Origin of the sequence: Curtobacterium sp. MCLR17_058, assembly GCF_003234705.2 — a bacterium.
In the GTDB taxonomy this organism is placed as follows: Bacteria; Actinomycetota; Actinomycetes; order Actinomycetales; family Microbacteriaceae; genus Curtobacterium; species Curtobacterium flaccumfaciens.
Map to the genome: position 1 here is coordinate 177,967 of NZ_CP126262.1, position 23,515 is coordinate 201,481.

Annotated in this window: 27 protein-coding genes; 20 read left to right on the forward strand and 7 right to left on the reverse strand. The window is 70.5% G+C overall.

Annotated features, from left to right (window positions below):
• Nucleotides 1-11: 11 nt before the first annotated feature.
• From tilS to DEJ11_RS00940, 15 genes are all read left to right on the forward strand, one after another.
• The gene (gene tilS, locus DEJ11_RS00870; RefSeq protein ID WP_111103299.1) at nt 12-1,031 is read left to right on the forward strand and encodes a tRNA lysidine(34) synthetase TilS; all 1,020 of its coding nucleotides are present in this window, start codon (nt 12-14) and stop codon (nt 1,029-1,031) included.
• Nucleotides 1,032-1,040: 9 nt separating this feature from the next.
• On the forward strand, nt 1,041-1,592 hold the full coding sequence (gene hpt, locus DEJ11_RS00875; protein WP_017887686.1) for a hypoxanthine phosphoribosyltransferase: 552 nt from the start codon (nt 1,041-1,043) through the stop codon (nt 1,590-1,592).
• A 158-nt stretch (nt 1,593-1,750) separates the two neighbouring features.
• A complete protein-coding gene (gene ftsH / locus DEJ11_RS00880; protein WP_027467057.1) occupies nt 1,751-3,739 on the forward strand; it encodes an ATP-dependent zinc metalloprotease FtsH in 1,989 nt (662 codons plus the stop codon).
• Between the two features lie 6 nt (nt 3,740-3,745).
• Nucleotides 3,746-4,714: a dihydropteroate synthase gene (folP, locus tag DEJ11_RS00885; protein ID WP_173032459.1), complete on the forward strand. Its 969-nt coding sequence runs from the start codon at nt 3,746-3,748 to the stop codon at nt 4,712-4,714.
• Nucleotides 4,711-5,100: a dihydroneopterin aldolase gene (gene folB / locus DEJ11_RS00890; protein WP_220038317.1), complete on the forward strand. Its 390-nt coding sequence runs from the start codon at nt 4,711-4,713 to the stop codon at nt 5,098-5,100. Before folP ends, folB begins: the two co-directional genes overlap by 4 nt.
• Nucleotides 5,097-5,651, forward strand: coding sequence for a 2-amino-4-hydroxy-6-hydroxymethyldihydropteridine diphosphokinase (folK, locus tag DEJ11_RS00895; RefSeq protein WP_035809345.1), 555 nt, complete (start codon nt 5,097-5,099; stop codon nt 5,649-5,651). The genes folB and folK overlap by 4 nt, the downstream gene beginning before the upstream one ends.
• Nucleotides 5,648-6,139, forward strand: coding sequence for a DUF3180 domain-containing protein (locus tag DEJ11_RS00900; protein WP_071404509.1), 492 nt, complete (start codon nt 5,648-5,650; stop codon nt 6,137-6,139). Before folK ends, DEJ11_RS00900 begins: the two co-directional genes overlap by 4 nt.
• A gap of 24 nt (nt 6,140-6,163) precedes the next feature.
• Nucleotides 6,164-6,685 carry a PH domain-containing protein gene (locus DEJ11_RS00905; protein WP_110863569.1) on the forward strand — a complete coding sequence of 174 codons (522 nt, stop codon included), beginning with the start codon at nt 6,164-6,166 and terminating at the stop codon, nt 6,683-6,685.
• A gap of 9 nt (nt 6,686-6,694) precedes the next feature.
• Nucleotides 6,695-8,455, forward strand: coding sequence for a PH domain-containing protein (locus tag DEJ11_RS00910; protein WP_111103300.1), 1,761 nt, complete (start codon nt 6,695-6,697; stop codon nt 8,453-8,455).
• Complete coding sequence (locus tag DEJ11_RS00915; protein ID WP_181421243.1) at nt 8,452-9,144, forward strand: Rossmann-like and DUF2520 domain-containing protein; 693 nt, start codon at nt 8,452-8,454, stop codon at nt 9,142-9,144. The genes DEJ11_RS00910 and DEJ11_RS00915 overlap by 4 nt, the downstream gene beginning before the upstream one ends.
• Nucleotides 9,145-9,215: 71 nt before the next feature.
• The gene (lysS, locus tag DEJ11_RS00920; protein WP_110895030.1) at nt 9,216-10,742 is read left to right on the forward strand and encodes a lysine--tRNA ligase; all 1,527 of its coding nucleotides are present in this window, start codon (nt 9,216-9,218) and stop codon (nt 10,740-10,742) included.
• A gap of 29 nt (nt 10,743-10,771) precedes the next feature.
• On the forward strand, nt 10,772-10,975 hold the full coding sequence (locus tag DEJ11_RS00925) for a hypothetical protein (protein ID WP_071245264.1): 204 nt from the start codon (nt 10,772-10,774) through the stop codon (nt 10,973-10,975).
• 58 nt (nt 10,976-11,033) lie between these two features.
• Nucleotides 11,034-11,195 (forward strand): hypothetical protein, encoded by a 162-nt coding sequence (locus tag DEJ11_RS00930; protein ID WP_181440811.1) that lies wholly within the window; start codon nt 11,034-11,036, stop codon nt 11,193-11,195.
• Nucleotides 11,196-11,258: 63 nt separating this feature from the next.
• On the forward strand, nt 11,259-11,393 hold the full coding sequence (locus DEJ11_RS00935; RefSeq protein ID WP_258320880.1) for a hypothetical protein: 135 nt from the start codon (nt 11,259-11,261) through the stop codon (nt 11,391-11,393).
• A 353-nt stretch (nt 11,394-11,746) separates the two neighbouring features.
• Entirely contained in the window at nt 11,747-12,805 is a 1,059-nt protein-coding gene (locus tag DEJ11_RS00940) for a sigma-70 family RNA polymerase sigma factor (protein ID WP_035809350.1), read from the forward strand.
• Between the two features lie 188 nt (nt 12,806-12,993).
• Here the strand turns inward: DEJ11_RS00940 and DEJ11_RS00945 are convergent, their stop codons facing one another.
• Nucleotides 12,994-13,926: an NAD(+)/NADH kinase gene (locus DEJ11_RS00945; protein WP_071404515.1), complete on the reverse strand. Its 933-nt coding sequence runs from the start codon at nt 13,924-13,926 to the stop codon at nt 12,994-12,996.
• Between the two features lie 70 nt (nt 13,927-13,996).
• Here DEJ11_RS00945 and DEJ11_RS00950 point away from each other — a divergent pair, with 70 nt between their 5' ends.
• Together DEJ11_RS00950 and DEJ11_RS00955 are read left to right on the forward strand one after the other, a co-directional pair.
• Nucleotides 13,997-14,473, forward strand: a complete 477-nt coding sequence (locus tag DEJ11_RS00950) for a Clp protease N-terminal domain-containing protein (protein ID WP_181437843.1) — start codon at nt 13,997-13,999, stop codon at nt 14,471-14,473.
• A gap of 281 nt (nt 14,474-14,754) precedes the next feature.
• A complete protein-coding gene (locus tag DEJ11_RS00955; RefSeq protein ID WP_027467068.1) occupies nt 14,755-17,274 on the forward strand; it encodes an ATP-dependent Clp protease ATP-binding subunit in 2,520 nt (839 codons plus the stop codon).
• Nucleotides 17,275-17,571: 297 nt separating this feature from the next.
• Here the strand turns inward: DEJ11_RS00955 and DEJ11_RS00960 are convergent, their stop codons facing one another.
• From DEJ11_RS00960 to DEJ11_RS00980, 5 genes are all read right to left on the reverse strand, one after another.
• The gene (locus DEJ11_RS00960; RefSeq protein WP_111103302.1) at nt 17,572-18,591 is read right to left on the reverse strand and encodes an alpha/beta fold hydrolase; all 1,020 of its coding nucleotides are present in this window, start codon (nt 18,589-18,591) and stop codon (nt 17,572-17,574) included.
• On the reverse strand, nt 18,588-19,538 hold the full coding sequence (locus DEJ11_RS00965) for a hypothetical protein (RefSeq protein WP_111024019.1): 951 nt from the start codon (nt 19,536-19,538) through the stop codon (nt 18,588-18,590). The genes DEJ11_RS00960 and DEJ11_RS00965 overlap by 4 nt, the downstream gene beginning before the upstream one ends.
• A gap of 4 nt (nt 19,539-19,542) precedes the next feature.
• Nucleotides 19,543-19,998, reverse strand: a complete 456-nt coding sequence (locus DEJ11_RS00970) for a hypothetical protein (protein WP_071404519.1) — start codon at nt 19,996-19,998, stop codon at nt 19,543-19,545.
• Complete coding sequence (locus tag DEJ11_RS00975; RefSeq protein WP_035809351.1) at nt 19,995-20,438, reverse strand: hypothetical protein; 444 nt, start codon at nt 20,436-20,438, stop codon at nt 19,995-19,997. The genes DEJ11_RS00970 and DEJ11_RS00975 overlap by 4 nt, the downstream gene beginning before the upstream one ends.
• Before the next feature lie 192 nt (nt 20,439-20,630).
• Complete coding sequence (locus DEJ11_RS00980) at nt 20,631-21,083, reverse strand: SRPBCC family protein (RefSeq protein WP_071245255.1); 453 nt, start codon at nt 21,081-21,083, stop codon at nt 20,631-20,633.
• Between the two features lie 106 nt (nt 21,084-21,189).
• On the opposite strand from DEJ11_RS00980, the gene DEJ11_RS00985 reads away from it, so the two are divergent.
• Nucleotides 21,190-21,732: an amino-acid N-acetyltransferase gene (locus tag DEJ11_RS00985; RefSeq protein WP_071245253.1), complete on the forward strand. Its 543-nt coding sequence runs from the start codon at nt 21,190-21,192 to the stop codon at nt 21,730-21,732.
• Between the two features lie 64 nt (nt 21,733-21,796).
• Nucleotides 21,797-22,495, forward strand: coding sequence for a hypothetical protein (locus tag DEJ11_RS00990; protein ID WP_111103303.1), 699 nt, complete (start codon nt 21,797-21,799; stop codon nt 22,493-22,495).
• Between the two features lie 143 nt (nt 22,496-22,638).
• On the opposite strand, the gene cspE is transcribed toward DEJ11_RS00990, so the two are convergent.
• Nucleotides 22,639-22,848, reverse strand: coding sequence for a transcription antiterminator/RNA stability regulator CspE (gene cspE, locus DEJ11_RS00995; protein WP_017887662.1), 210 nt, complete (start codon nt 22,846-22,848; stop codon nt 22,639-22,641).
• Nucleotides 22,849-23,128: 280 nt separating this feature from the next.
• Here cspE and DEJ11_RS01000 point away from each other — a divergent pair, with 280 nt between their 5' ends.
• Nucleotides 23,129-23,512, forward strand: a complete 384-nt coding sequence (locus DEJ11_RS01000; protein ID WP_017887661.1) for an SseB family protein — start codon at nt 23,129-23,131, stop codon at nt 23,510-23,512.
• Nucleotides 23,513-23,515: the final 3 nt, after the last annotated feature.

A 23,515-nucleotide genomic window follows, 5' to 3' on the forward strand; every position in this document is an offset into this window, starting at 1 on the left:
AACGTTACCGGGTGAACTCTCCGCGTCCCCGGCTCGACCCCGCCGTCGCCGAGACCCGCCTGGCCGTCCGCGACCTGCTCGCCGCAGCCGTCGACGACGGCGTGGTCGCCGCAGGCGACCTGGTGCTCGTCGCACTGAGCGGCGGACCGGACTCCCTCGCCCTCGCTGCGGCCACCGCGTTCGAAGCGGGCAAGCAGGGTCTGCGGGCCGGGGCAGTGGTCGTCGACCACGCGCTCCAGGCGGGCTCCGAGGCGGTCGCGAGCCGCGCCTCCCGGCAGGCATCCGAGCTGGGACTCGACCCGGTGACGGTCCGCAGGGTCACGGTCGGCTCCGACGGTGGTCCGGAAGGCGCCGCCCGGGAGGCCCGCCACGCGTCGATCGCCGAGGTCTCGGCCGCCACCGGGTCACCCCTGGTGCTGCTGGGCCACACCCTGGACGACCAGGCCGAGACCGTGCTGCTCGGCCTGCTGCGCGGCAGCGGGCCGGACAGCCTGTCCGGCATGCAGCCGCTCGCCCGCCGTGACGGCGGTCCGGCCTACGGCCGGCCGCTCCTGTCGGTCCGGCGCCACGCGACCCGGCAGGCGTGCGCCGCAGCGGGGCTGGCACCGTGGCACGACCCGCAGAACGACGACCCCGCGTACGCACGGGTGCGGGTGCGGAACACCCTGCTGCCGGTGCTCGAACGGGAGCTCGGCGCCGGGGTGCCCGAGGCCCTGGCCCGCACGGCCGACCAGCTGCGCGAGGACTCCGCGGCGCTGGACCACTTCGCGGAGGAGATCGCGGAGGACATCGCCGAGCACTCCGAGGCGGGCATCTCGCTGTCGGTGCGGGCGCTCGGGGCGAACCCGCCGGCGCTCCGGCAGCGACTCGTGCGCCTGGCGGTGGAGAGCGAGTTCGGGGTGACGCTGTCGCGCGTGCAGACGCTCGAGGTCTGCCGGCTGGTCACGGACTGGAGCGGACAGGGCCCGATCGACCTGCCGGGCGTCCGTGCCACGCGGACCGGCGACCGCATCGAGTTCAGCGCCGGTTAGGCTGGCGTGGTGGAACTCTCCGACGTCCAGGCAGACCTGTCCGAAGTGCTCTTCACCCCCGAGCAGATCGACGAGAAGCTCGCCGAGCTCGCGGCGGTCGTCGACGCCGACTACGCGGGCCGCGACCCGCTGCTCGTCGGGGTGCTCAAGGGTGCCGTCATGGTGATGGCGGACTTCTCGCGCCACCTCAAGATGCAGGCGCGGATGGACTGGATGGCGGTGTCGTCGTACGGCTCCGGCACGAAGTCGTCCGGCGTGGTGCGGATCCTCAAGGACCTCGACACCGACCTGCACGGCCGCGACGTCCTGATCGTCGAGGACATCATCGACTCCGGTCTGACCCTGTCGTGGCTCAAGCAGAACCTGCAGTCCCGTGGTGCCGCGAGCGTCGAGATCGTCGCCCTGCTGCGCAAGCCCGAGGCCGCCAAGGTCGAGGTCGACGTGAAGTACGTGGGCTTCGACATCCCCGACGCCTTCGTGGTCGGGTACGGCCTGGACTACGACGAGCGCTACCGCAACCTGCGCGGCGTCGGCGTCCTCGCTCCGCACGTCTACTCCTGACGGGCGGCCCGCCGCGCTCGGGTCGCACTCGGCCGACTCTGGCCCGGGGGTGAGTTCGCCCGCAGAGGACACCCATTCTCGCCACAGAATCGCGGCCGTATGCTGACCTGCACGCAACTTCGGCAGAGAAAGGTGTCGGGCACTCGCGCCCGGATCACATGAACTTCAAGCGCATCTTCCGCGGCCCGTACCTCTACGTGCTGATCGCGCTGGCGGGCATCTTCATCGGCTGGAGCGTCATCAGCCAGGGCAGCACGCAAGAGATCGACACCCAGAAGGGTCTCGAGCAGCTCTCCGATGACAAGGTCTCGTCCGCGACCATCAACTCCACCGAGCAGCGGGTCGACCTCGTCCTGAAGGACGGCGACAAGCAGGAGCAGTTCTACTACTCCACGCCACGCGGCGAAGAGGTCGTCCAGGCCGTCAACGACGCCAACCTGCCGGACGGCTACAACGACCGCGTCGCCCAGGGCAACTGGTTCCTGTCGCTGCTCGGCATCCTGCTGCCGTTCCTGATCATCGGTGCCCTGTTCTGGTTCCTGCTCTCGAGCGCCCAGGGTGGCGGCTCGAAGGTCATGCAGTTCGGCAAGTCGAAGGCCAAGATCAACAACAAGGAGAACCCGCAGGTGTCGTTCGCCGACGTCGCGGGTGCCGACGAGGCGATCGAAGAACTCCACGAGATCAAGGAGTTCCTCAAGGAGCCCGCGAAGTTCCAGGCCGTCGGGGCGAAGATCCCGAAGGGCGTGCTGCTCTACGGCCCTCCCGGAACCGGCAAGACCCTGCTCGCCCGCGCCGTCGCGGGAGAAGCCGGCGTGCCGTTCTACTCGATCTCCGGTTCGGACTTCGTCGAGATGTTCGTCGGTGTCGGTGCGAGCCGTGTCCGTGACCTCTTCGAGCAGGCCAAGGCGAACTCGCCGGCCATCGTCTTCATCGACGAGATCGACGCCGTCGGTCGTCACCGTGGTGCCGGCATCGGCGGTGGCAACGACGAGCGCGAGCAGACGCTGAACCAGCTCCTGGTCGAGATGGACGGCTTCGACGGCAAGACGAACGTCATCCTCATCGCCGCGACGAACCGTCCCGACGTGCTCGACCCCGCGCTCCTGCGCCCCGGCCGTTTCGACCGCCAGATCGGCGTCGACGCCCCGGGCCTCGCCGGCCGCAAGCAGATCCTCGAGGTGCACGCGAAGGGCAAGCCGCTCGCCGCGAGCGTCGACCTCGAGCTGCTCGCCCGCAAGACGCCGGGCTTCACCGGTGCCGACCTGGCGAACGTCCTGAACGAGGCGGCCCTGCTGACCGCCCGCTCGAACGCGCAGCTCATCGACAACCGTGCCCTCGACGAGGCCGTCGACCGCGTGATGGCCGGCCCGCAGCGCCGCACCCGGATCATGTCCGACCAGGAACGCCTGATCACCGCGTACCACGAGGGCGGCCACGCCCTGGCGGCAGCGGCGATGCGGCACACCGACCCGGTCACGAAGATCACGATCCTGCCCCGCGGCCGTGCCCTCGGCTACACGATGGTGCTCCCGCTCGAGGACAAGTACTCGGTCACCCGCAACGAGCTCCTCGACCAGCTCACCTACGCCATGGGTGGTCGCGTCGCCGAGGAGATCGTCTTCCACGACCCGACCACGGGCGCCTCGAACGACATCGAGAAGGCCACCGGCACCGCCCGCAAGATGGTGACCGAGTACGGCATGAGCCAGGCTGTCGGGTCCGTGAAGCTCGGGTCCGGTTCGAGCGAGCCGTTCGTCGGCCGTGACATGAGCGGTGGCACCGGTCGCGACTACTCGGAGACCATCGCCCAGACGGTCGACGCCGAGACCCGCGCCCTGCTCGAGGCCGCGCACGACGAGGCCTACCAGGTGCTCAACGACAATCGCGACATCCTCGATCGCCTGGCCGGCGAGCTCCTCGAGAAGGAGACGCTCGACGCCCCGGAGCTCGTGGAGATCTTCAAGGACGTCCGCAAGCTGCCGGAGCGCCCGCAGTGGCTCTCCAGCGACAAGCGCCCGGTCAGCAACCTGCCCGCGATCGACGTGCCCGGCAAGGCCGCCTCGACCGCAGCGGATCCGTCGGACTCCGAGTCGACCTCGAAGACCCGTCGTCGCCCGTTCGGCAACCCGGGTATCGCCCCCGCGTAGGCCGGCATGACCGAGCTGCCGACGCGACGAGAGCGTCGACTCGCCGAGGTGAGTCGTGCCCGCGCCGCCGCCGCCGAACCGGCGACGGTCGCGATCGACCTCCGTGCACCCCAGCCGGTGCCGGAGGTCGTGACCGGCCGTCGCCGTGACCGCGGTGGTCCGGCCGAGGAGCGCACCCGGGTGCTCGGCATCCTCAACGTCACCCCCGACTCGTTCAGCGACGGCGGGCTGCACCAGGCCTACGACGCCGCCGTGCAGCACGCACGTGACCTCGTCGCGGCCGGTGCGGACGTCATCGACGTCGGCGGGGAGTCCACCCGCCCCGGTTCCGAGCGCGTGCCCGTGCCGGTCGAGCAGGAACGGGTGCTGCCGGTCGTGCAGCAGCTCGTCGCCGAGGGCATCCCGGTCAGCGTCGACACCATGAACGCCGCGACGGCCGAGCGTGCCGTCGACCTCGGTGCCGCCATCGTCAACGACGTCTCGGGCGGGCTCGCCGACCCGGACATGGCCCGGGTCGTGGCGTCGACGGGGGTCGGCTTCGTCGTCATGCACTGGCGCGGCCACAGCGACCGGATGTACCGCAACGCCGAGTACACCCACGCGGTCGAGGAGGTCCGGCGCGAGGTCGAACTCCGGGTCGCCGAACTCATCGTGCTCGGCGTCCGGCAGGAGCAGGTCGTCATCGACCCGGGTCTCGGCTTCGCCAAGCACGGCGTGCAGAACTGGGAGATCCTGGCCGGCTACGAGCGCTTCGCCTCGATCGGCCTGCCGGTGCTCGTCGCCGCCTCACGCAAGCGGTTCCTCGACGGTGTCGGGAGCCCCGAGGGTGCCCCGCCCAGGGAGCGCGACCTCGCCACCGCCGCCATCAGCCTGCTCGCCGCCGAACGCGGCGCGTGGGGTGTGCGCGTGCACGACCCGGCACCGACCCGTGCCGTGCTCGACGTCTGGGACGCCTGGAGGGCAGCTCGATCGTGAACGACACCATCCGACTCACCGGGGTCCGCGCCCGGGGACACCACGGCGTCTTCGACCACGAGCGCGAGGACGGCCAGGACTTCGTCGTCGACGTCGCCGTGGAGCTCGACGCCCGTGCCGCCTCGGGCAGCGACGACCTCGACGCCACCGTGCACTACGGCGTCCTCGCCGAGCAGGTCGTGGCCGAGATCGAACGCGACCCGGTCGACCTGATCGAGACGCTGGCCGAGCGCATCGCCGCGGCCGCGCTCACCCACCGTGCCGCATTGGCGACCGAGGTCACGGTGCACAAGCCGCAGGCCCCGATCACCGTGCCGTTCACCGACGTCTCGATCACCATCCGGCGCTCCCGCGGCGCCACGGTGCCGGACGAGGAAGAAGAATGACCCACCGGGTCGTCGTCGCCCTCGGAGCGAACCTCGGCGACCGGGGGAGCACGCTCCGCGCCGCCGCCACCGCGATCGCCGCCCTGCCCGGGGTCGAGCCGGTGGCCTCGAGCCGCGAGGTCGAGTCGGTCGCCGTGACCCTCGACGGCCTCGACACGTCGAAGCCCCGCTACCGGAACGCCGTCGTGGTCGTCGACACCGACCTCGAGCCGCAGGCCTTCCTCGACGCCCTGCACGGCATCGAGGACGCCCACGGCCGCACGCGCGAGGTCCGGTGGGGCGACCGCACCCTCGACCTCGACGTCGTCGCGGTGGACGACCTGCGGATCGCCACGGACACCCTGGTCGTGCCGCACCCCCGGGCCGCTGAGCGCGCGTTCGTGCTCGCCCCGTGGCTCGACGCCGACCCCGAGGCCGTCCTGCCCGGTGCCGGACCGGTGGCCGACCTGCTCACCGCCGTGGGGGACGACACCGAGCGCGTCGACGAGCCGCGCCTGTTCGCGGAGCCGGCACGGGCCTCCCGGCCTGCGGGGAGCGCGACCAGCGCATGAAGCCCACCCGTGCCTCCACGCTGATCAGCATCGCCGTCGTGACGGTGGTCGCTGGCTTCGCACTCGACGCCGTCCTGGCGTCGCGCCAGCTGCCGACGTTCCTGTTCTCGATCCCGCTCGGCGTCACGCTCGCGTTCATCGGCGTCGCCGTCGTGCTCATGGCACGCCCGGTGCGCCGGCACGCGCGCGACGGCGCTGGACGCCAGCGGCCGGTCGACCCGCTCTACGCGACGCGGGTCGTCGTGCTCGCGAAGGCGTCCAGCATCTGCGGCACGCTGCTGGGCGGGTTCGCCCTCGGCCTCGTGCTGTACCTGCTGACCCGTTCGGCGACGCCTTCGCTAGGCTCGACCCTGCCGAACGTGATCGCCGTCGGGGGCGGGATCGTCCTGACGGTCTGCGCACTCGTGGCAGAGCGCATGTGCATCGCACCTCCGGGTGACGACGACGACCGTGACGATCCCCGCAACGGTTCGACGACGGTGAACTGACCGAGCAACCCCAGGAGGCCCGCGATGCCGCGTGAACGACTCGACGAGCCCGGCCTCGGCCTCGGTGGGATCGCCTGGCAGCGGGTGTCCGCGAAGCTCGTGTGGACCGAACTCATCACCACGCTCGTGATCGGTGTCGTGCTCACCGCGGGCTGCGTGCTCATCGGGATCGTCACCGACGGCTTCGGTTCCGGGGCCGGCACGGTCTGGCTCTCCATCGGCATCGTCGTCGCGGTCACCACGGCGATCACCGCGGCGCTCACGCCCCGACGCGTCCGGGCCATCGGCTACGCGCTCCGCGACGACGACCTGGTCGTGCGCCGTGGCCTCATGTGGCAGCGGTTCACGGCCGTGCCGTACGGCCGGATGCAGCTCGTCGACGTCGCCCGTGGGCCGCTCGACCGGGCGCTCGGCATGAGCGAGCTCAAGTTCGTGACCGCCGCGGCCGCGACGAACGTCCGGATCCCGGGTGTGCCGGCAGCGGACGCCGACGAACTGCGCGACCGCCTCGTCGAGCTCGCCGAGTCCCGTCGCGCCGGACTGTAGGGGTCGTCCGTGACCTTCCGACCGGGCACCCCGCCACCCGCTCCGCCCGCCCCGCCCACCCGGGGCAACGCGGCCGCTGCGGCACCCCTGACCGACGGCGAGTGGCACCGCCTGCACCCGCTCACCCCGCTGCTCAAGGGCGGGATCTTCCTCATCGTCATCCTCGGCTACGTGCTGAACAGCCTGCGGGACCAGCTCGTCGAGCTCTTCATCCCGGGCGAGCAGCAGGAGGACGGTGACCCCGTCCGGTACGTGTACGAGCACGGCGTCGTCGGCTGGGTCCTGCTCGGCATCGTGGTGCTGCTCGTGGTGTTGATCGGCCTGTTCTACCTGTCCTGGCGCATGCACGAGTTCCGCGTGACCGGCGAGATCGTCGAGGTGCGCTCGGGCGTGCTGTTCCGGAACCACCGCAAGGCCCGGCTCGACCGGATCCAGGGCATCAACATCCAGCGGCCGCTCGTGCCCCGGGTGTTCGGCACCGCCAAGCTCGAGATCGCGCAGGCCGGCAACGACGCCAACGTGCAGCTCGCCTACCTCGGGGCCCGCGCCGCCGACGACCTGCGGCAGCGGATCCTGGTGCTGGCGTCCGGCGCGAAGGACGACGACGGCCACGGTGGCCCGTCACGGCAGTCGCACGGGGCACTGCAGGACCGCGTCGACGAGATGTTCTCGCCGGAGCTGGACCCGGCAGCCGTGCACGCGACCCGCATCGTCAAGGTGCGTCCGGGTCGGCTCATCGCGTCGATGCTGCTGTCCGGCACGACGCTGTTCCTGCTGCTCGTCATCGCCGGCATGATCGTCAGCGTCGCGCTCACCGGTGAGTTCGCGGTGCTCTTCGGGCTGTTCCCCGCCGTCCTCGGTGCCGGTGGCTACTACGTCCGCAAGTTCTCCCGTTCGCTGCAGTACACGATCGCCGAGACCCGCGACGGCATCCGGATCGGCTTCGGGCTGGTCTCGACGTCGAACGAGACGCTGCCGCCGGGGCGCATCCACGCCGTCAGCGTCGCCCAGCCGCTGCTGTGGCGTCCGTTCGGCTGGTGGGACATCCGCATCAACCGTGCGACGAGCGCCGGCAACGGGGCGTCGAGCAACCAGCAGGTGTCCTCGATCGTGCTGCCCGTGGGCACCACGGCGGACGTCCGCGAGGTCCTCGACATCATCCTGCCCGGGCTCGTCGGCACCGTCGTCGCCGGCCCCGAGGCGTCGCAGGAAGCCCTGCGCGAGGGCGCGGCCGAAGCCGTGGACGTCGTCGACGACAGCCTCACCACCTCGGGCGACCGTGGCGGCTTCGTGCACTCCCCACGCCGTGGCGCCTGGCTCCGTCCGTTCGCGTTCCGCCGCAACGGCTACCGGTTCGTGCAGGGTGCGGTGCTGCTGCGGCTCGGTGCCGTGTGGCGCTCGCTCGTCATCGTGCCGCTTCCCCGGGTGCAGAGCGTCAAGGTCGAGCAGGGTCCGCTCGAGCGTGCCCTGCGGCTCGCAGCCGTCCACGTCCACACCGTGGCCGGGCCGGTCTCGGCCCGCGTCGGCGCGCTCGACGCACGTGACGCGCAGCGCCTGTGGTCGGAGACGACGCAGCGTGCCGTCGAGGCGGCCGCGGTCGACACGACCCACCGCTGGCGCGAACGGGAGGCCCGTCCCGCGGCCGCCACGCACGCTGCGGCCGACACCGTGCCCGGGTCCGGAGCCCCTGCCGGACAGGCGGCGGACCGCCGGTCCGGCGCCGTCCCCGCCGGCTGGGACGACGTCCCACCGACCGGAGCCGCACGATGAGGGCCGGGCGTCTCGGGGTCGGCATCGTCGGCGCCGGACGGGTCGGACCCGTCCTCGGAGCAGCCTTGGCGAACGCGGAGCACGCCGTCGTCGGGGTGACCGCCGTGTCCGACGAGGGCCGTGACCGCGCCGAGGCCATGTTGCCGGGCGCTCCGGTGCTCGCGACGCCGGACCTGGTGGAGCGGAGCGAACTCGTGCTGCTCGCGGTGCCGGACGACCAGCTCGCCTCGCTCGTGCAGGGGCTGGCGGACGCCGGGATCTGGCAGCCGGGGCAGCTCGTCGTGCACACCAGCCCGGACCACGGCGTCGGCATCCTCGCCCCGGCGATGGCGGCCGGTGCCATCCCGTTGGCGATCCACCCCGCGATGGCCTTCACGGGCACGAGCGTCGACCTGTCCCGGCTGCGCGACGCGTACTGCGCCGTGACCGCCCCGGCGCCCGTCCTGCCGATCGCCCAGGCGCTCGTGGTCGAGATGGGCGCCGAACCGTTCGTCGTGGCCGAGGGCGACCGGCCCGCCTACGCCGACGCGGTGCGGGCCGCCGTGAGCTTCTCGACCGCGATCGTCGACCAGTCGGCGGGCACCCTGTCCGGCATCGGCGTCGAACACCCGGGCCGTGTCCTCGGTGCGCTCGTCCGCTCCGCCGTCGACAACGCGTTGACCGCCGCCGACGGGCAGTCGACGCTCTAGCGGTTCGGGGGCGGGACCGCGGCGCGGGTAGCATTTCCCCCGACCCCCACGACCATCGGAGCCGCACCCGCATGACCGACGAGACCGTCACCCCCGACACCGCGATCGCCGACGCCGCCGCACTGGCCGAGCAGGAGACCAGCGAGCAGCGACAGGTCCGGCTCGACAAGCGGGCGAAGCTGCTGGAGTCGGGCATCGAGGCGTACCCCGCCGAGCTCCCCATCACCACGACGATCCCGGCCGTGCGCGAGCAGTACGCGCACCTGGAGACCGGCGAGGAGACCCAGGACGTCGTGGGCATCGCGGGTCGTGTGGTGTTCTCGCGCAACACCGGCAAGCTCTGCTTCGCGTCCCTGCAGTCGGGCGACGGCTCGCGCATCCAGGCGATGGTCTCCCTGGCCGAGGTGGGCGACGAGTCCCTCGCCCGCTGGAAGGAGTTCGTCGACCTGGGCGACCACGTGTTCGTGCACGGCCGGGTGATCTCCTCGCGCCGCGGCGAGCTGTCGATCATGGTCGACGACTGGGCGATCGCGGCGAAGGCGATCCTGCCGCTGCCGAACCTGCACAACGAGCTCAACGAGGAGACGCGGGTCCGCCAGCGCTACCTCGACCTCATCGTCCGCGACGAGGCCCGCGCCACCGTGCGTGCCCGCGCTGCCGTGATGGCCTCGCTCCGTCAGACCTTCACCGCGCACGAGTACCTCGAGGTCGAGACCCCGATGCTGCAGACCCAGCACGGCGGCGCCTCGGCCCGACCCTTCGTGACGCACTCGAACGCCTTCGACACCGAGCTGTTCCTGCGCATCGCCCCCGAGCTGTTCCTGAAGCGCGCCGTCGTCGGTGGCATCGACCGGGTGTTCGAGATCAACCGCAACTTCCGGAACGAGGGTGCCGACTCGTCGCACTCGCCCGAGTTCGCGATGGTCGAGGCGTACCAGGCGTACGGCAACTACGAGCAGATGGCCGACCTGACGCAGGAGCTCGTGCAGAACGCGACCCGCGCGGTCACCGGTGGTGCGCTCGAGGTCACCCTGCCCGACGGCAGCACCTACGACCTGGGTGGCGAGTGGCCCCGCATCGACATGTATGGCTCGCTGTCCGAGGCCGCGGGGCGCGAGATCACCCCGGAGACCCCGCTGTCCGAGCTGCAGGCGCTCGCCGAGGCCGAGGGCGTCGAGGTCGCCCACGCCACGCACGGCAAGTACGTCGAGGAGCTCTGGGAGCACTTCGTCATCGACTCGCTCGACCGCCCGACCTTCGTGATGAACTTCCCGGTCGACACCTCGCCGCTCACCCGGCAGCACCGCACCCGTCCGGGCGTCGTCGAGAAGTGGGACCTGTACGTCCGCGGCTTCGAGCTCGGCACGGCGTACTCCGAGCTCGTCGACCCGGTCGTGCAGCGGGAGCGGTTCGTCGAGCAGGCGAAGCTCGCGGCCGGCGGTGACCTCGAGGCGATGCGCGTCGACGAGGACTTCCTGCGGGCCCTGGAGCACGCGATGCCCCCGTCGGGCGGCATGGGCATGGGGATCGACCGCCTGCTCATGGCGATCACGGGCCTGGGCATCCGCGAGACGATCCTGTTCCCGCTGGTCAAGTAGCTCCCGGTCCACCGGGGTACGATGCTCGGGTGCCTGAAGGAGTCGTAAGCGGGATCGTCTTCGCCCTGACGCCGACCATCGTCGTCGGCCTGATCTTCTGGTTCGTGATGCGCGCGATCATGCGTGCTGACCGGACCGAGCGTGCCGCGTACGCCAAGGTCGAGGCCGAGGAGCGCGCCCGCTTCGAGCGTGAGCACGGTCGCCCCGCGCCGGCTCCGACGTCGGCCGAGTAGCCGCGCGCGCACGATCCACTTCACCCCGTGTTCATCGCGCGGTGTGATCCTGTCGCGCATGCCCACCATCCCGGAGTCCGCCGCCGGCGTCGATGACCTCGACGACCTCGACGTGGAGGACGCCTTCGGACACCCGGCGTCCGGGGCGTCCGCCTCGCCCGTCGGCAGCGACGACGGACCCCTCGACGACGAGGGTGACGTCGACGACCTCGACGTCTGAGCGCCGACGGACCGACACACACCGTTCACCTCGCCGACGCGTGCCGGGGTGAGCATCGTCCGCATGGCAACCACCGCACATCCCTTCACGGGCCGCAGCCTCGTCGGTGACATCGAGAGCGAGTACGACGAGTTCGACCGAGACGCAGACCTCGAGGTCTCCAAGCGCCGGGACGGGTGGCTCGAACCCTCCTGGTGACCCCCACCCATTCGGTATTCGGGGTACGACGACCAGATCGCACTGATCCGGTCGGACGTACCCCTTTTGCATGTCCGGAGTACGCAGTCGCCTGGGGTACACGATCGGAAACGCTGGTGAAACACGCCTGCAACGCCGGAAACACGGCGTTATCCGCTTGATCCAGGGCCGATTGGGGGACCAGACTGTCGGTGGGCTGTACCCCGCGGGGGACGCTTTCGATGATGAAGCACGGAGAACCCTGAGAATCGCTCCGAACGATTTGTGGGGTACACCTCCGGGCCGCTTTACTCATCAGCACCCCCCGGCAACGCCCCACGAAGCCATCACCGTCGAACGCAGGGAGAAACACCATGACGATCGCAACGGCTGCACCCAGCACCACCCGCCGCACCGCCACCAAGAAGGCATCGGCATCGAAGACCGCGACCGCCGAGTCCGCCACCACCTCCCTCGACACCGAGGTCGAGGCCGACGAGCAGCTCGCCGGTGTCCGCGGCGCCTCGGTCGACCAGGTCGGCGACTACCTCCGTCACATCGGCCGTCTCTCGCTCCTCACCGCCGAGGAAGAAGCGCAGATCGCACGCCGCATCGAGGTCGGGCTCTTCGCCGAAGAGAAGCTCGCCACCGAGAAGGGTCTCGCGAAGACCCTGCAGCGTGAACTCCGCTGGCTCGTCCGTGACGGTGAGCGCGCCAAGGAGCGCATGATCACCTCGAACCTCCGCCTCGTCGTGAGCATCGCCAAGCGGTACTCGCAGCGTGGCCTGCCCTTCATGGACGTCATCCAGGAGGGCAACCTCGGCCTGGTCCGTGCGGTCGAGAAGTTCGACTTCACGCAGGGCTACAAGTTCTCGACCTACGCCACCTGGTGGATCCGCCAGGCCATCTCGCGTGGTCTCGCCGACAAGGCACGCACGATCCGCATCCCGGTGCACACCGTCGAGCTCATCAACAAGATCTCGCGTACCGAGCGTGACCTCACCGTCGACCTCGGCCGTGCGCCGATGCCGGAGGAAGTGGCCGCCGAGCTGAGCATGAGCGTCGAGGAACTCGTCGACCTCAAGGGCCGCTCGCACGAGCCGGTCTCGATCCACACCGTGGTCGGCGACTCGGACGACAGCGAACTCGGTGACTTCATCGAGGACGAGGACGCCGCGAGCCCGAACGAGCTCACCGAGACGACGCTGCTGCACCGCGACATCCGCTCCATCGTCGCCGAGCTGCCGAGCGACGAGGCGAACGTCATCCGCATGCGCTACGGCCTGGACGACGACAAGCCGATGACCCTCGACGAGATCTCGAAGATCGTGCACACGACCCGCCAGGCCGTCAGCCGGGTGGAGTCGCGCGCCAAGCTGCGCCTGTTCGCCAAGGCGGTCTCGCAGGACATGCAGCTGTACCTGACCGACTAGGTCAGTGGACTTCGGCCGGCACGTTCACCCGTGCCGGCGCGGGGAAACCGGGTCGTTCTGTGGGAAGACGATCCGGTGGGGTGATGGGACGGCCCGCTCGAGCACTGCTCGAGCGGGCCATTCACGTTCCCGGAGCCGGAGCCGGAGCCGGAGCCGGAGCCGGAGCCAGCGCCAGCCCCGGCGCGGCGTCAGTCGTCGATCTCGCGCCGGAGCTTCTGCCGCAGGTCGCTCGGGATGAGCTCGACCAGCTGGTCGGGCCGCACCGGCAGGTCGAGCAGGCTGAGCTTCACGCGCCCGGTGCGCCCGTGCCGCTCGGCGTCGAGCCGCACCACGCTGCCGGCGTCCTTGCGGAGCCGCATGTCGATCTGCGCCCCGGTGGCCACCTCGCCGACCACGAGCCCGTCGACCTCGAGCGCGGCACTCCTGGTGCCCTCGGCGATGTCGAACCGGTAGCGCTCCCGTGCGGCGAGCACCACGGAGCGGTCGATCCCGGCCATCGGCGCGACCGGCGTCACCACCGAGCCGGACAGCGCGGGGGAGAGCACCGGCCCACCGGCGGCGTAGTTGTACGCGGTGGAGCCGGCCGGAGTCGCGGCCACGATGGCGTCGGCCCGGTAGTAGCCGTACCCGAGGCCCCCGACGCTGAGGTCGGCCGAGACCTGCCCGGAGCCCGGCCGTCGCACGATGGTCAGGTCGTTGAACGCCAGGTAGTCGGTGCGGGCACCACCCCAGGACAACCGGGCCTCGAGCGCGTGGTGCGGCTCGAGCTGGTACTCGCCGGCGGACAACCGCTCCAGCGCGCTCTCGAGCTCGGGCGGCTCGATCTCGACCAGGAACCCGACGTTGCCGTAGTTCACGCCGAGGACGGGCACCGGGCGCTTGGCCACGAGCCGCATCGCGCCGAGCATGGTGCCGTCGCCGCCGAGGGCCACGACCAGGTCGACGCGGTCCGTGAAGTCGTCGTCGTCGACCACGTCGACCCCGCCACCGATGCGCTGGGCGTCCGCACGCCGGGCGAGCAGCTCGCCCTGGCCGGACGCGTTCCAGCGCTGCAGGGTCGTCACGGACTCCTGCACGTTCTTGGTCGGGTGGACGACGAGGCCGACGACGGGCTGCTCCATGACCGGATCGTACCGAGCGGACCTCCGATGCGGGCTGTCTCTTCGCAGAGACATGCGATATTCTGAATACATGCAGACCGCTCAGCTCTCCGTCGCCCTCCCTTCCGTCCGGCACGGCCGCGAGATCGTGCTGCTCGCCGACCTCGAATCCCACGAGTCCGGCTTCGGCTTCGTCGACGCCGAACACCTGCTGCTGGCCGCCGTCACGCTCTGCGCCGGCATGCCCCGCTTCCGCCCCGTCCTCGACGCCCACCGGATCACCCCGGACACCGTCCGCTCCGGCATCCGCGCCTTCGTCGGCGCCCACACCACCTGCCCCGGCGAACACGACCGGGTCGCGTGCACGCCCGCCGCGATGCGCGTGCTCGCCCGAGCCGCGACGATCGCCGGCCGTTCGGAGCGCATCCGACCGCCGCACGTCGTCCTCGCCGTGCTCGACTCGGTCGACGATCCGCTCGCCGGATCGGCGCACGACGTCCTCGACGCCCTGGGCGTCGACGCGCGCCGCTTCCGACGCGACCTGCGTCGCGCGGTGCGGCGCACCTGACCCAGCGCGACCGACAAGCGGACTGGAGGCCCGTGGCGATCCCGCCACGGGCCTCTCCCCCCGGCACGGCCGCCCCGCCGCTGGCGCGTCGGTCCGGTACCGGCGGCGGGGCCCAGTCCGCTTGCCGTTCGCTCACTGCGCACAAGACGCACCCTGGTCACGCCCACGGCGAACAGGGGCAGCCCCCGGGGGGAGCGCTGGTTACTCTCGAAGTACTTGGCCGGACTCACACGAGACCGGCACAGCGTCGGCTCCGCTCATCAGGGGCCAAGGGAGAGCACATGTTCGAGAGATTCACCGACCGGGCCCGTCGTGTTGTCGTCCTCGCTCAAGAAGAAGCGAAGATGCTCAACCACAACTACATCGGCACCGAGCACATCCTCCTCGGCCTCATCCACGAGGGCGAGGGCGTCGCCGCCAAGGCGCTGGAGTCGCTGGGCATCTCGCTCGACGCCGTGCGCGAGCAGGTCCAGGACATCATCGGGCAGGGCCAGCAGCAGCCGACCGGGCACATCCCGTTCACGCCGCGCGCCAAGAAGGTGCTCGAGCTGTCCCTGCGCGAGGCGCTGCAGCTCGGCCACAACTACATCGGCACGGAGCACATCCTGCTCGGCCTGATCCGCGAGGGCGAGGGTGTCGCAGCCCAGGTCCTCGTGAAGCTCGGCGCCGACCTGAACCGGGTGCGCCAGCAGGTCATCCAGCTCCTGTCCGGCTACCAGGGCAAGGAAGCGGTCGCCGTCGGCGGCGAGCAGCAGCAGAACGCGCAGCAGGGTTCGCAGGTCCTCGACCAGTTCGGTCGGAACCTCACCCAGGCCGCGCGCGACGGCAAGCTCGACCCCGTCATCGGGCGCGAGAAGGAGATGGAGCGGGTCATGCAGATCCTCTCCCGCCGCTCCAAGAACAACCCCGTCCTGATCGGTGAGCCCGGCGTCGGCAAGACCGCCGTCGTCGAGGGCCTCGCCCAGGCGATCGTCAAGGGCGACGTGCCCGAGACACTGAAGGACAAGCAGCTCTACTCGCTCGACCTCGGGTCGCTCATCGCCGGGTCCCGCTACCGCGGTGACTTCGAGGAGCGCCTGAAGAAGGTCACGAAGGAGATCCGCACCCGCGGCGACATCATCGTCTTCATCGACGAGATCCACACGCTCGTGGGTGCCGGTGCAGCCGAGGGCGCGATCGACGCAGCCTCGATCCTCAAGCCGCTCCTCGCCCGCGGTGAGCTCCAGACCATCGGTGCCACCACGCTCGACGAGTACCGCAAGCACTTCGAGAAGGACGCCGCACTCGAGCGTCGCTTCCAGCCGGTGCAGGTCAACGAGCCGTCGCTGCCCCACGCGATCAACATCCTCAAGGGTCTGCGCGACAAGTACGAGGCGTTCCACAAGGTGTCCATCACCGACGGCGCGATCGTCGCCGCGGCGAACCTGGCGGACCGCTACGTGCAGGACCGCTTCCTGCCGGACAAGGCCATCGACCTGATCGACGAGGCCGGCGCTCGCCTGCGTCTGTCGATCCTGTCGGCACCGCCGGAGCTCCGCGAGTTCGACGAGAAGATCTCGACGGTCCGCGGGTCGAAGGAAGCCGCCATCGAGGAGCAGGACTTCGAGAAGGCCGCGAGCCTGCGCGACGAGGAGAAGAAGCTCCTCGGCGAGCGTCTCCGCCTCGAGAAGCAGTGGCGTGCGGGTGACGTCGCCGCGTCCGGCACCGTCGACGAGGGCATCATCGCCGAGGTCCTGGCTCAGGCCACGGGCATCCCGGTGTTCAAGCTCACCGAAGAGGAGACCTCGCGTCTCGTCTTCATGGAGAAGGCACTGCACGAGCGCGTCATCGGTCAGGAAGAGGCCATCTCGGCCCTGTCCAAGACCATCCGCCGTACCCGTGCCGGCCTGAAGGACCCGAACCGTCCCTCCGGCTCGTTCATCTTCGCCGGCCCCACGGGCGTCGGGAAGACCGAGCTCGCCAAGGCCCTCGCCGAGTTCCTGTTCGACGACGAGGGTGCGCTGATCTCCCTCGACATGTCGGAGTTCGGTGAGAAGCACACCGTGTCCCGCCTGTTCGGTGCCCCTCCGGGGTTCGTCGGGTTCGAGGAGGGCGGCCAGCTCACCGAGAAGGTGCGCCGCAAGCCGTTCTCCGTGGTCCTGTTCGACGAGATCGAGAAGGCCCACCCGGACATCTTCAACTCGCTGCTGCAGGTGCTCGAGGAAGGCCGTCTCACCGACGGCCAGGGCCGCGTGGTCGACTTCAAGAACACCGTCATCATCATGACCACGAACCTCGGTTCGCAGGGCATCGCGGGTGGCCCGGTGGGCTTCCAGGTCGAGGGTGACTCGGCCGTCGGCTACGACCGCATGCGCGGCAAGGTCAACGAGGAGCTCAAGAAGCACTTCAAGCCCGAGTTCCTGAACCGTGTCGACGACACGATCGTGTTCCCGCAGCTGTCGCAGCCCGAGCTGCTGCAGATCGTGGACCTGTTCGTGAAGCGTCTGGCCGACCGCCTGCTCGACCGCGACATGACCGTCGAGCTCACGCTGCCGGCCAAGGAGCAGCTCATCAAGGTCGGGTTCGACCCGTCCCTCGGTGCTCGGCCCCTGCGTCGCGCGATGCAGCACGAGGTCGAGGACCAGCTGTCCGAGCACATCCTGCAGGGTGAGCTCAACGCTGGCGACCACGTCAAGGTCGACTTCGTCGACGGTGCGTTCCACTTCGAGACCGGGCGTCAGCCGGGCCGCGAAGAGGTCCTCGCCGGTGCAGCTGCTGTCGAGGCCGCGACCGACACGCCCCAGGGCGAGATCGAGTCCTAGGACCTGACACCCCACGGACAGGAGGCTCGGTGCCGGCTGGCACCGGGCCTCCTGTCCGTTCTCGGGTCGCGTTCAGATCCCGCATCGCCGATCTGCGCGTCCTTGCGGCCACGGACCCCCGTCCGGGGGTACTGTGATGACAACGCGCGAGACGTTCCCCCCAACTCCTCGCGCGTCGCGCTCGATCGGTTCCCCCCAACGGATCGAGACGCAGCCGGCCCCGGTCTGTTCGCAGACCGGGGCCGTTGCACGTTCGGGGACGGTGTCGGTCGTCCGTGCGGGCGGGCGCCCGGGGCGTCAGGCGGCGTCGGGCAGCTGTGCGGCGAAGTCGCGGACGGCGCGCTCCCAGCGCTCCGGGGCCTCGTTCCACTCGAGCGTGTGCGGTGCCGTGCGGAACGTGACCGTGGTGGCGCCCTGCTGCGCGGCGTCGGCGACGTCGTCCGCGGCGACCAGGGCATCGGCCTCGGAGTGGATCAGCAGCGTCGGCGTCGACGAGTCCTGCCAGGTGGTCGTCGTGACGGGAGTCGGGGCCCCGGCGAGCCGCGACAGCACGTTCGTGGTCGCGATGCGGGCGGCGACGGTGCCGACGAACGCGGGCAGGTGCGCGCCGCGGACAGCCCCGCGGAGTGCCGAGGCGACGTCGAGCAGGGGTGACACGGCCACGAGTCCGTCGACGTCGACGCGTGCGGCGGCGACGGAGCAGGCAAGCGCACCGGCGGACCAGCCCTGCAGCACGACGCGCTGAGCGCCGCGGGCTCGGGCGGCGCGCACGGCGGCGACGATGCGGTCCGCTGCCCCTGCGTCGAGGGAGCGGAGCGGCAGGTCGGTGGTGTCGACGATCTCGGACGAGGCGCCGAGCGAACGCCAGACCCCGACACCGCGCAGGACCTGGCGCGGGCCGAGGGACTGGCCGTGCACGTGGACCACGTGGGTCGTGGCGGCTTCGGGCTCGGTGCCGGGCACGTCGTCCGGTCCGTCGTACCGCAGGGCGTCCCAGCCCCACACACCGGTCGCCACGGGGGCGGTGACGCTGCGGCGGACGGTGTCGCCGTCACTGCTTGCTCCGGTCGCCGTGCTCGCGGTGGTGATCGCGCCGACCTGCACCCGGGTACCGTCGCGCTGCAGGTCGTAGGTGCCTGGCAGGCGGGTGTCGCGGGTGGCGGTCAGCTCGACCTCGGTGTCCGTGGCGCTGCGGACCGTGGCGGTCGCCGTGTACGGCGTCGGGAACAGCAGCCGCCGTGCGACGAAGGCGCCGAGTCCGAGCGTGCCGACCGCTCCTGCCGCGGTACCGAGTGCCGTGATGCGTGCGCCGGTCATGTGATCTCCCTGAGTCGTGCCGTGGTGAGCGTCGCAGCGGCCGGGACGTCCTGCCCGGCCTCGCGCGCGCGGTCTTCGATCTCGACGGACAGTCGGTGCTGCCGACTCCGCCACTGGCGACGCTGCCACACGATCGTGAAGTAGAGCCCGGTGTTGCCCGATGCCGTCTCGAGCCGCCGGAGTTCCGGTTCGAGCACGCGGAACCGGCGTCGGGCGGCCCGCCAGTCGCGGAACTCCCGCGCGGCGTCGGGCAGGACGCCGCCGGCCGCGCCGATGGCGAGCAGGACCATCGAGCCGAGGAACACCGGGGTGTAGAGCGTCGACAGGACCCCGACCGCACCGTCCGCGCCGGCGACGTGCACGGCGTCGAGGGCGATCGCGATGCCGGCGAGCAGCACGAGGCCGGCGGCACCGACGACGAAGAGCCAGTACAGGCGGCCGAGCCCGTCGCCGCTCCGGAACCCGCGCAGCACGGCGACGGCCGACCGGGCGATCACGATGGCGATGTAGGTCATCTCGACCGCGGAGTAGAGCGCGGTCGGCAGCTGGTCGCCGTAGGCCACCATGAACTGCGCCGTGGGGGTCGGCGCGTCGATGAGGCTGAACAGCACGACGAGGGCGACGAGCACGAGCACGCAGCCGATGATTCGGCTGGCGCGCAGGAGCTTGGCGGAGCGTGCGGCGGCCTCGACCGACTGCGCGAGGGCGAACATGCCGCACACCATCAGGCAGCGGCCGATCAGGTCGGCGATGTTCGGCACGTGCGTCACGCCGGCGAGGAACGTCGTGACGTCGGGCTGGTTGATCGTGAGCCCGACAGCGACGCAGCTGCAGCAGACCATCAGCCACGTGACACTGGCCGACTGGGTGCGCACCAGGAGCAGCCGGGCGACCAGCACCGCCAGGATCAGCCAGACCGGGATCGACCCCCAGACGTGCAGCGTCACCGCGTCACCGGAAGATCCCGGGCTGGCCCTCGGGGTCGAGCAGCCCGATCCGCAGCGCAAGCTGGTCGGCGACGAGCTCGACGGCCTGCTCGTGCGGGGTGTCCAGCGAGCGGGTGAACGCCGTCCGGCCGCTGAGCAGCCCCGTGTACGCCTGGTGGTCGCAGCCGGTGTCGTCCATGAACACGTGGGCGAGCTCGTGCAGCACGCAGGCCACCCGGGAGCGCTCGGACAGCCCGGGGCGGGTCTCGAGCAGGGCGTGGTCGGTGCGCTGGATGAGCCGCGCGGACAGGTCGCCCGGCAGCTCCGTGGTGCGCACGAGGATCGGCTTGCCGAGCGCCGCCTCGGCACGGGCGGTCAGCTCCGGCAGGGACAGCCGACGGGGGAGCCCGAGGCGCTGCACGCGGCGACGGGCCTCGGTCTGCCGACGCAGGGCGTCGAAGCGGTCGCGGTACCCGCTCACGGGGTGCCGCCCGATTCGTCCAGGCGACGCAGGTGGTCGGTGAAGTCGCGGATCTCGTCCGCCGAGGCGAACTCGCCCAGACGCCGGGTGGCGAACGCGACGACCTCGCGCTTGCGGAGTTCGAGCACGAGTTCCAGTTGCGCCTGCACCCGCTCCGGGACGTCCGTGTTGCCGGCAGCGTCTGTCAGGTACTCCGCCGGGACGCCGAAGTAGGTCGCCAGGGCCGCCAGGAGTCGCTGGTCTCGGACGGCCGGACCGTTGCCGCCGAGCATGTAGCCCCAGCGCGGTCGACTCATCGACGCACCCTGCGCCTCGATCTCGGCGGCGATCTCCTTGTACGGGGGTCGCTGGCCCGAGTTGGCCTCGACGACGTCCATCAGGAGCTGCAGTTTGCGCGACAGTTCCCGACGGTGTGCGTCGTCGTCGTTGTACTCGATCACGTGTCCCCACTCTCACATCTGTCTCAGACATGATAAAACTGATCCAGCGCGTCGGCCGGTGCCACCACTCTGCCAGGCTCGCGCTCGCTCGTCAGGTCGGCATTTCGATGGGGGGATGCCGAACGGGGGACGAACGAACGGGAGGCGCGGTGCCAGCTGGCACCGCGCCTCCCGTCCGTCGTGTGGTGCGGACTACGCCTGCACGTCGCCGCGCCAGCCCGGCTGGGTCGGTGCGTTCTCGACGCGCTCCTTGTAGTTCTGCAGGTCCTTCTTGACGGCGTGGCCGCCGACACCCACGACCGAGCCGAGCTTCTCGAGGATGCCGGAGGGCTCCCAGTCGATCTGCACGGTGACACGCGTCTCGGCGTCGGAGAGCTTGTGGAAGGTGACGACACCGGCGTGGTCGGTCTCGCCGTCCTTCACGGTCCAGGCGACACGCTCGTCGGGGTGCTGCTCCGTGATGAGCGCGCGGAACTCGCGCTCCTGGCCGGCGATCTTCACGGTCCAGTCGGTGGTCTTGTCGTCCACCTGGACGATCTTCTCGACCTCGTCGAGGAAGTGCGGGAACTCCTCGAAACGGGTCCACTGGTCGTAGGCCTGGCGGACGGGGACGTTGACGTCGACGGTTTCGATGATCTGAGGCATGCACCGGACGGTAGGCCGATCGACCTGGGCGGCACTCAGCAGCGCTGTCCCCCTGCGGCTTCGGCGGATGCGGGTCCGTCCGTCGCTGCGCAGTAGTGTGGGGCGGATGACAGAGCACGGCAAGCACGCGTTCCACGAGCGCGACGACCACGGGATCCTCGTGCGTCCGGCGCTCGCCTCGGACGTCCCGCACATCCAGCGGCTCATCGCCCCCTACGTCGACCGGCGCATCCTGCTCGGCAAGGAGAACGTCGCCCTGTACGGCTCGATCCAGCAGTTCCGGATCGCCGAAGGGCCCGACGGAACCCCGATCGGATGCGGCGCACTCGCCGTGTTCTGGGACGACATCGCCGAGGTGCGCACCCTCGCCCTCGACGAGCAGTGGATCCACAAGCGCGTCGGGCACCGGATGCTCGAAGCGCTCGAGCACGACGCCCGCGAACTCGGCGTCGCCCGGATCTTCTGCCTGACCTTCGAGGTCGACTTCTTCGCGAAGCACGGGTACCTGGAGATCGGCGAGAGCGTCGTGTCACCGGACGTCTACGCCGAACTGGTCCGCTCGTCGGACGAAGGGGTCGCGGAGTTCCTCGACCTCGCCCGGGTCAAGCCGAACACCCTCGGCAACACCCGCATGCTGAAGAACCTCTGACGCTTTCCCGTGCCGCCCGGCGGGGTGGCCGTGTGCGGCCCGCGCCGTTGTCTACCCTGTGCGCATGTCGTCGTTGCGTCACCCCGTCGGGCCCGAGAAGCCGGTCGTCTACTGGCGCCGCCGGGCGCTCGTGCTCGGGGCGCTGCTGGTCGTCGTCCTGGTGGTGGTGCTCATCGTCGTCGGGCGGGGGAGCGGGGCCACCTCGGCGGCGCCGAGTGCGTCGGCCTCTGCTGGTGCCGGGTCTGCTGCCGGCGCATCGTCGGACGGGTCTGCGGCCGGTTCCGGGTCCTCGCGGTCTGCTGCGCCGAAGCCGTCGGCATCTGCCTCGGCTTCTGCGTCGAAGCCCGCTGCTGCCGACGGGTCGACCTGCACGAAGGACCAGATCGTCCTGACCCCGGTGCTCGACAAGTCGGCCTACGCCCCCACCGAGGACCCGAAGATCGCGATGTCGATCAAGAACTCCGGCACGAACTCCTGCCACCTGGACCTCGGATCGGCGCAGCAGGTGCTGACCATCAGCTCCGGCCAGGAGCAGTACTGGTCGTCGAAGGACTGCCAGACCGGCGGCACGAACCAGGACGTCACGATCAAGTCCGGTCAGACGCTCACGACCCCGGCGATCGCCTGGGACCGCACCCGCTCGTCCACGTCGACGTGTGACTCGTCACGGCCGGCGGTCACCGCTGGAGGGGCGAGCTACCACTTGCAGGTCGCCGTGGGGAACCTCGAGTCGAAGAGTTCGGTGCAGTTCATCCTGCAGTAGGCGGCGGGTGCGCGGTGCGCGGTGCGCGGTGCGCGGTTCGCGGTTCCGATCCGTTCCGGCTGGGCTGTGCCGAGCAGAGGTGCCGGGGAACAGCAACAGGCCCCGTCGTCCGAAGACGACGGGGCCTGTTCAAGCTGATGTGATCAGCCGAGGACGGTGATGTTCTCCGCCTGCGGGCCCTTGCGGCCCTCGGTGATGTCGAACTCCACCTTCTGGTTCTCCTCGAGCGACTTGTAGCCGTTGCCAGCAATCGCAGAGAAGTGCGCGAAGACGTCAGCGCTGCCGTCGTCCGGGGCGATGAAGCCGAAGCCCTTTTCGTTGTTGAACCACTTGACGGTACCGGTAGATGCCATGATGGCGTTTCCTTAGCTTTCTTGCTTCCGCCAAGGTGCAGATGCACCGACGGAGACCCCGACGTACGTCGACGGGGGTGATGCGCCACGCGGGCAGGTGCCGGCGGGACGGGTTCGGGGCCAGGCCTGTCGGCCAGTGACCCTGGGGCCCGGGTTGAGGGGCAAACCACCTCGCCCGGACGTTGAGCGCCGCCGAAGCGGTTCCATCAGGCTAGCGTGCTCTGGGCCGACTGGCTACCCGTGCGTCACGGAACGACGAAAATCTGGTGGAATTGAGCTGATGGCAGACAAGGAACAGCGCTTCCGGAGCGAACAGCTCGAGGAAGCCCTCGCGAAGCAGGACGTCGCTGCGGTGGCGTTCGCGCTCCGCCACGACATCGTGATCGTCCCCCGACTCGTCACCGGCAAGAAGGACATGCAGGTGCGGGTGTTCGGCCGTGAGGGGTCGGACAAGCGCATCCTGCTGCTGTTCTCGTCGGCGGACGCCTACACGGCGATGGTGCCGGACGAGAAGATCCGGCAGGTCATGGTCTACGACGGGCCGCGGCTCGAGGAGTTCCTGGCCGCCCACCTCGACATGCTCGAGGGCGTGTTCTTCGACATCGCCGGCCCGCACACCATGCAGGCCGCGCCGGCGGACCTGCTGGCCGCTTTGCGCGCGTAGCGC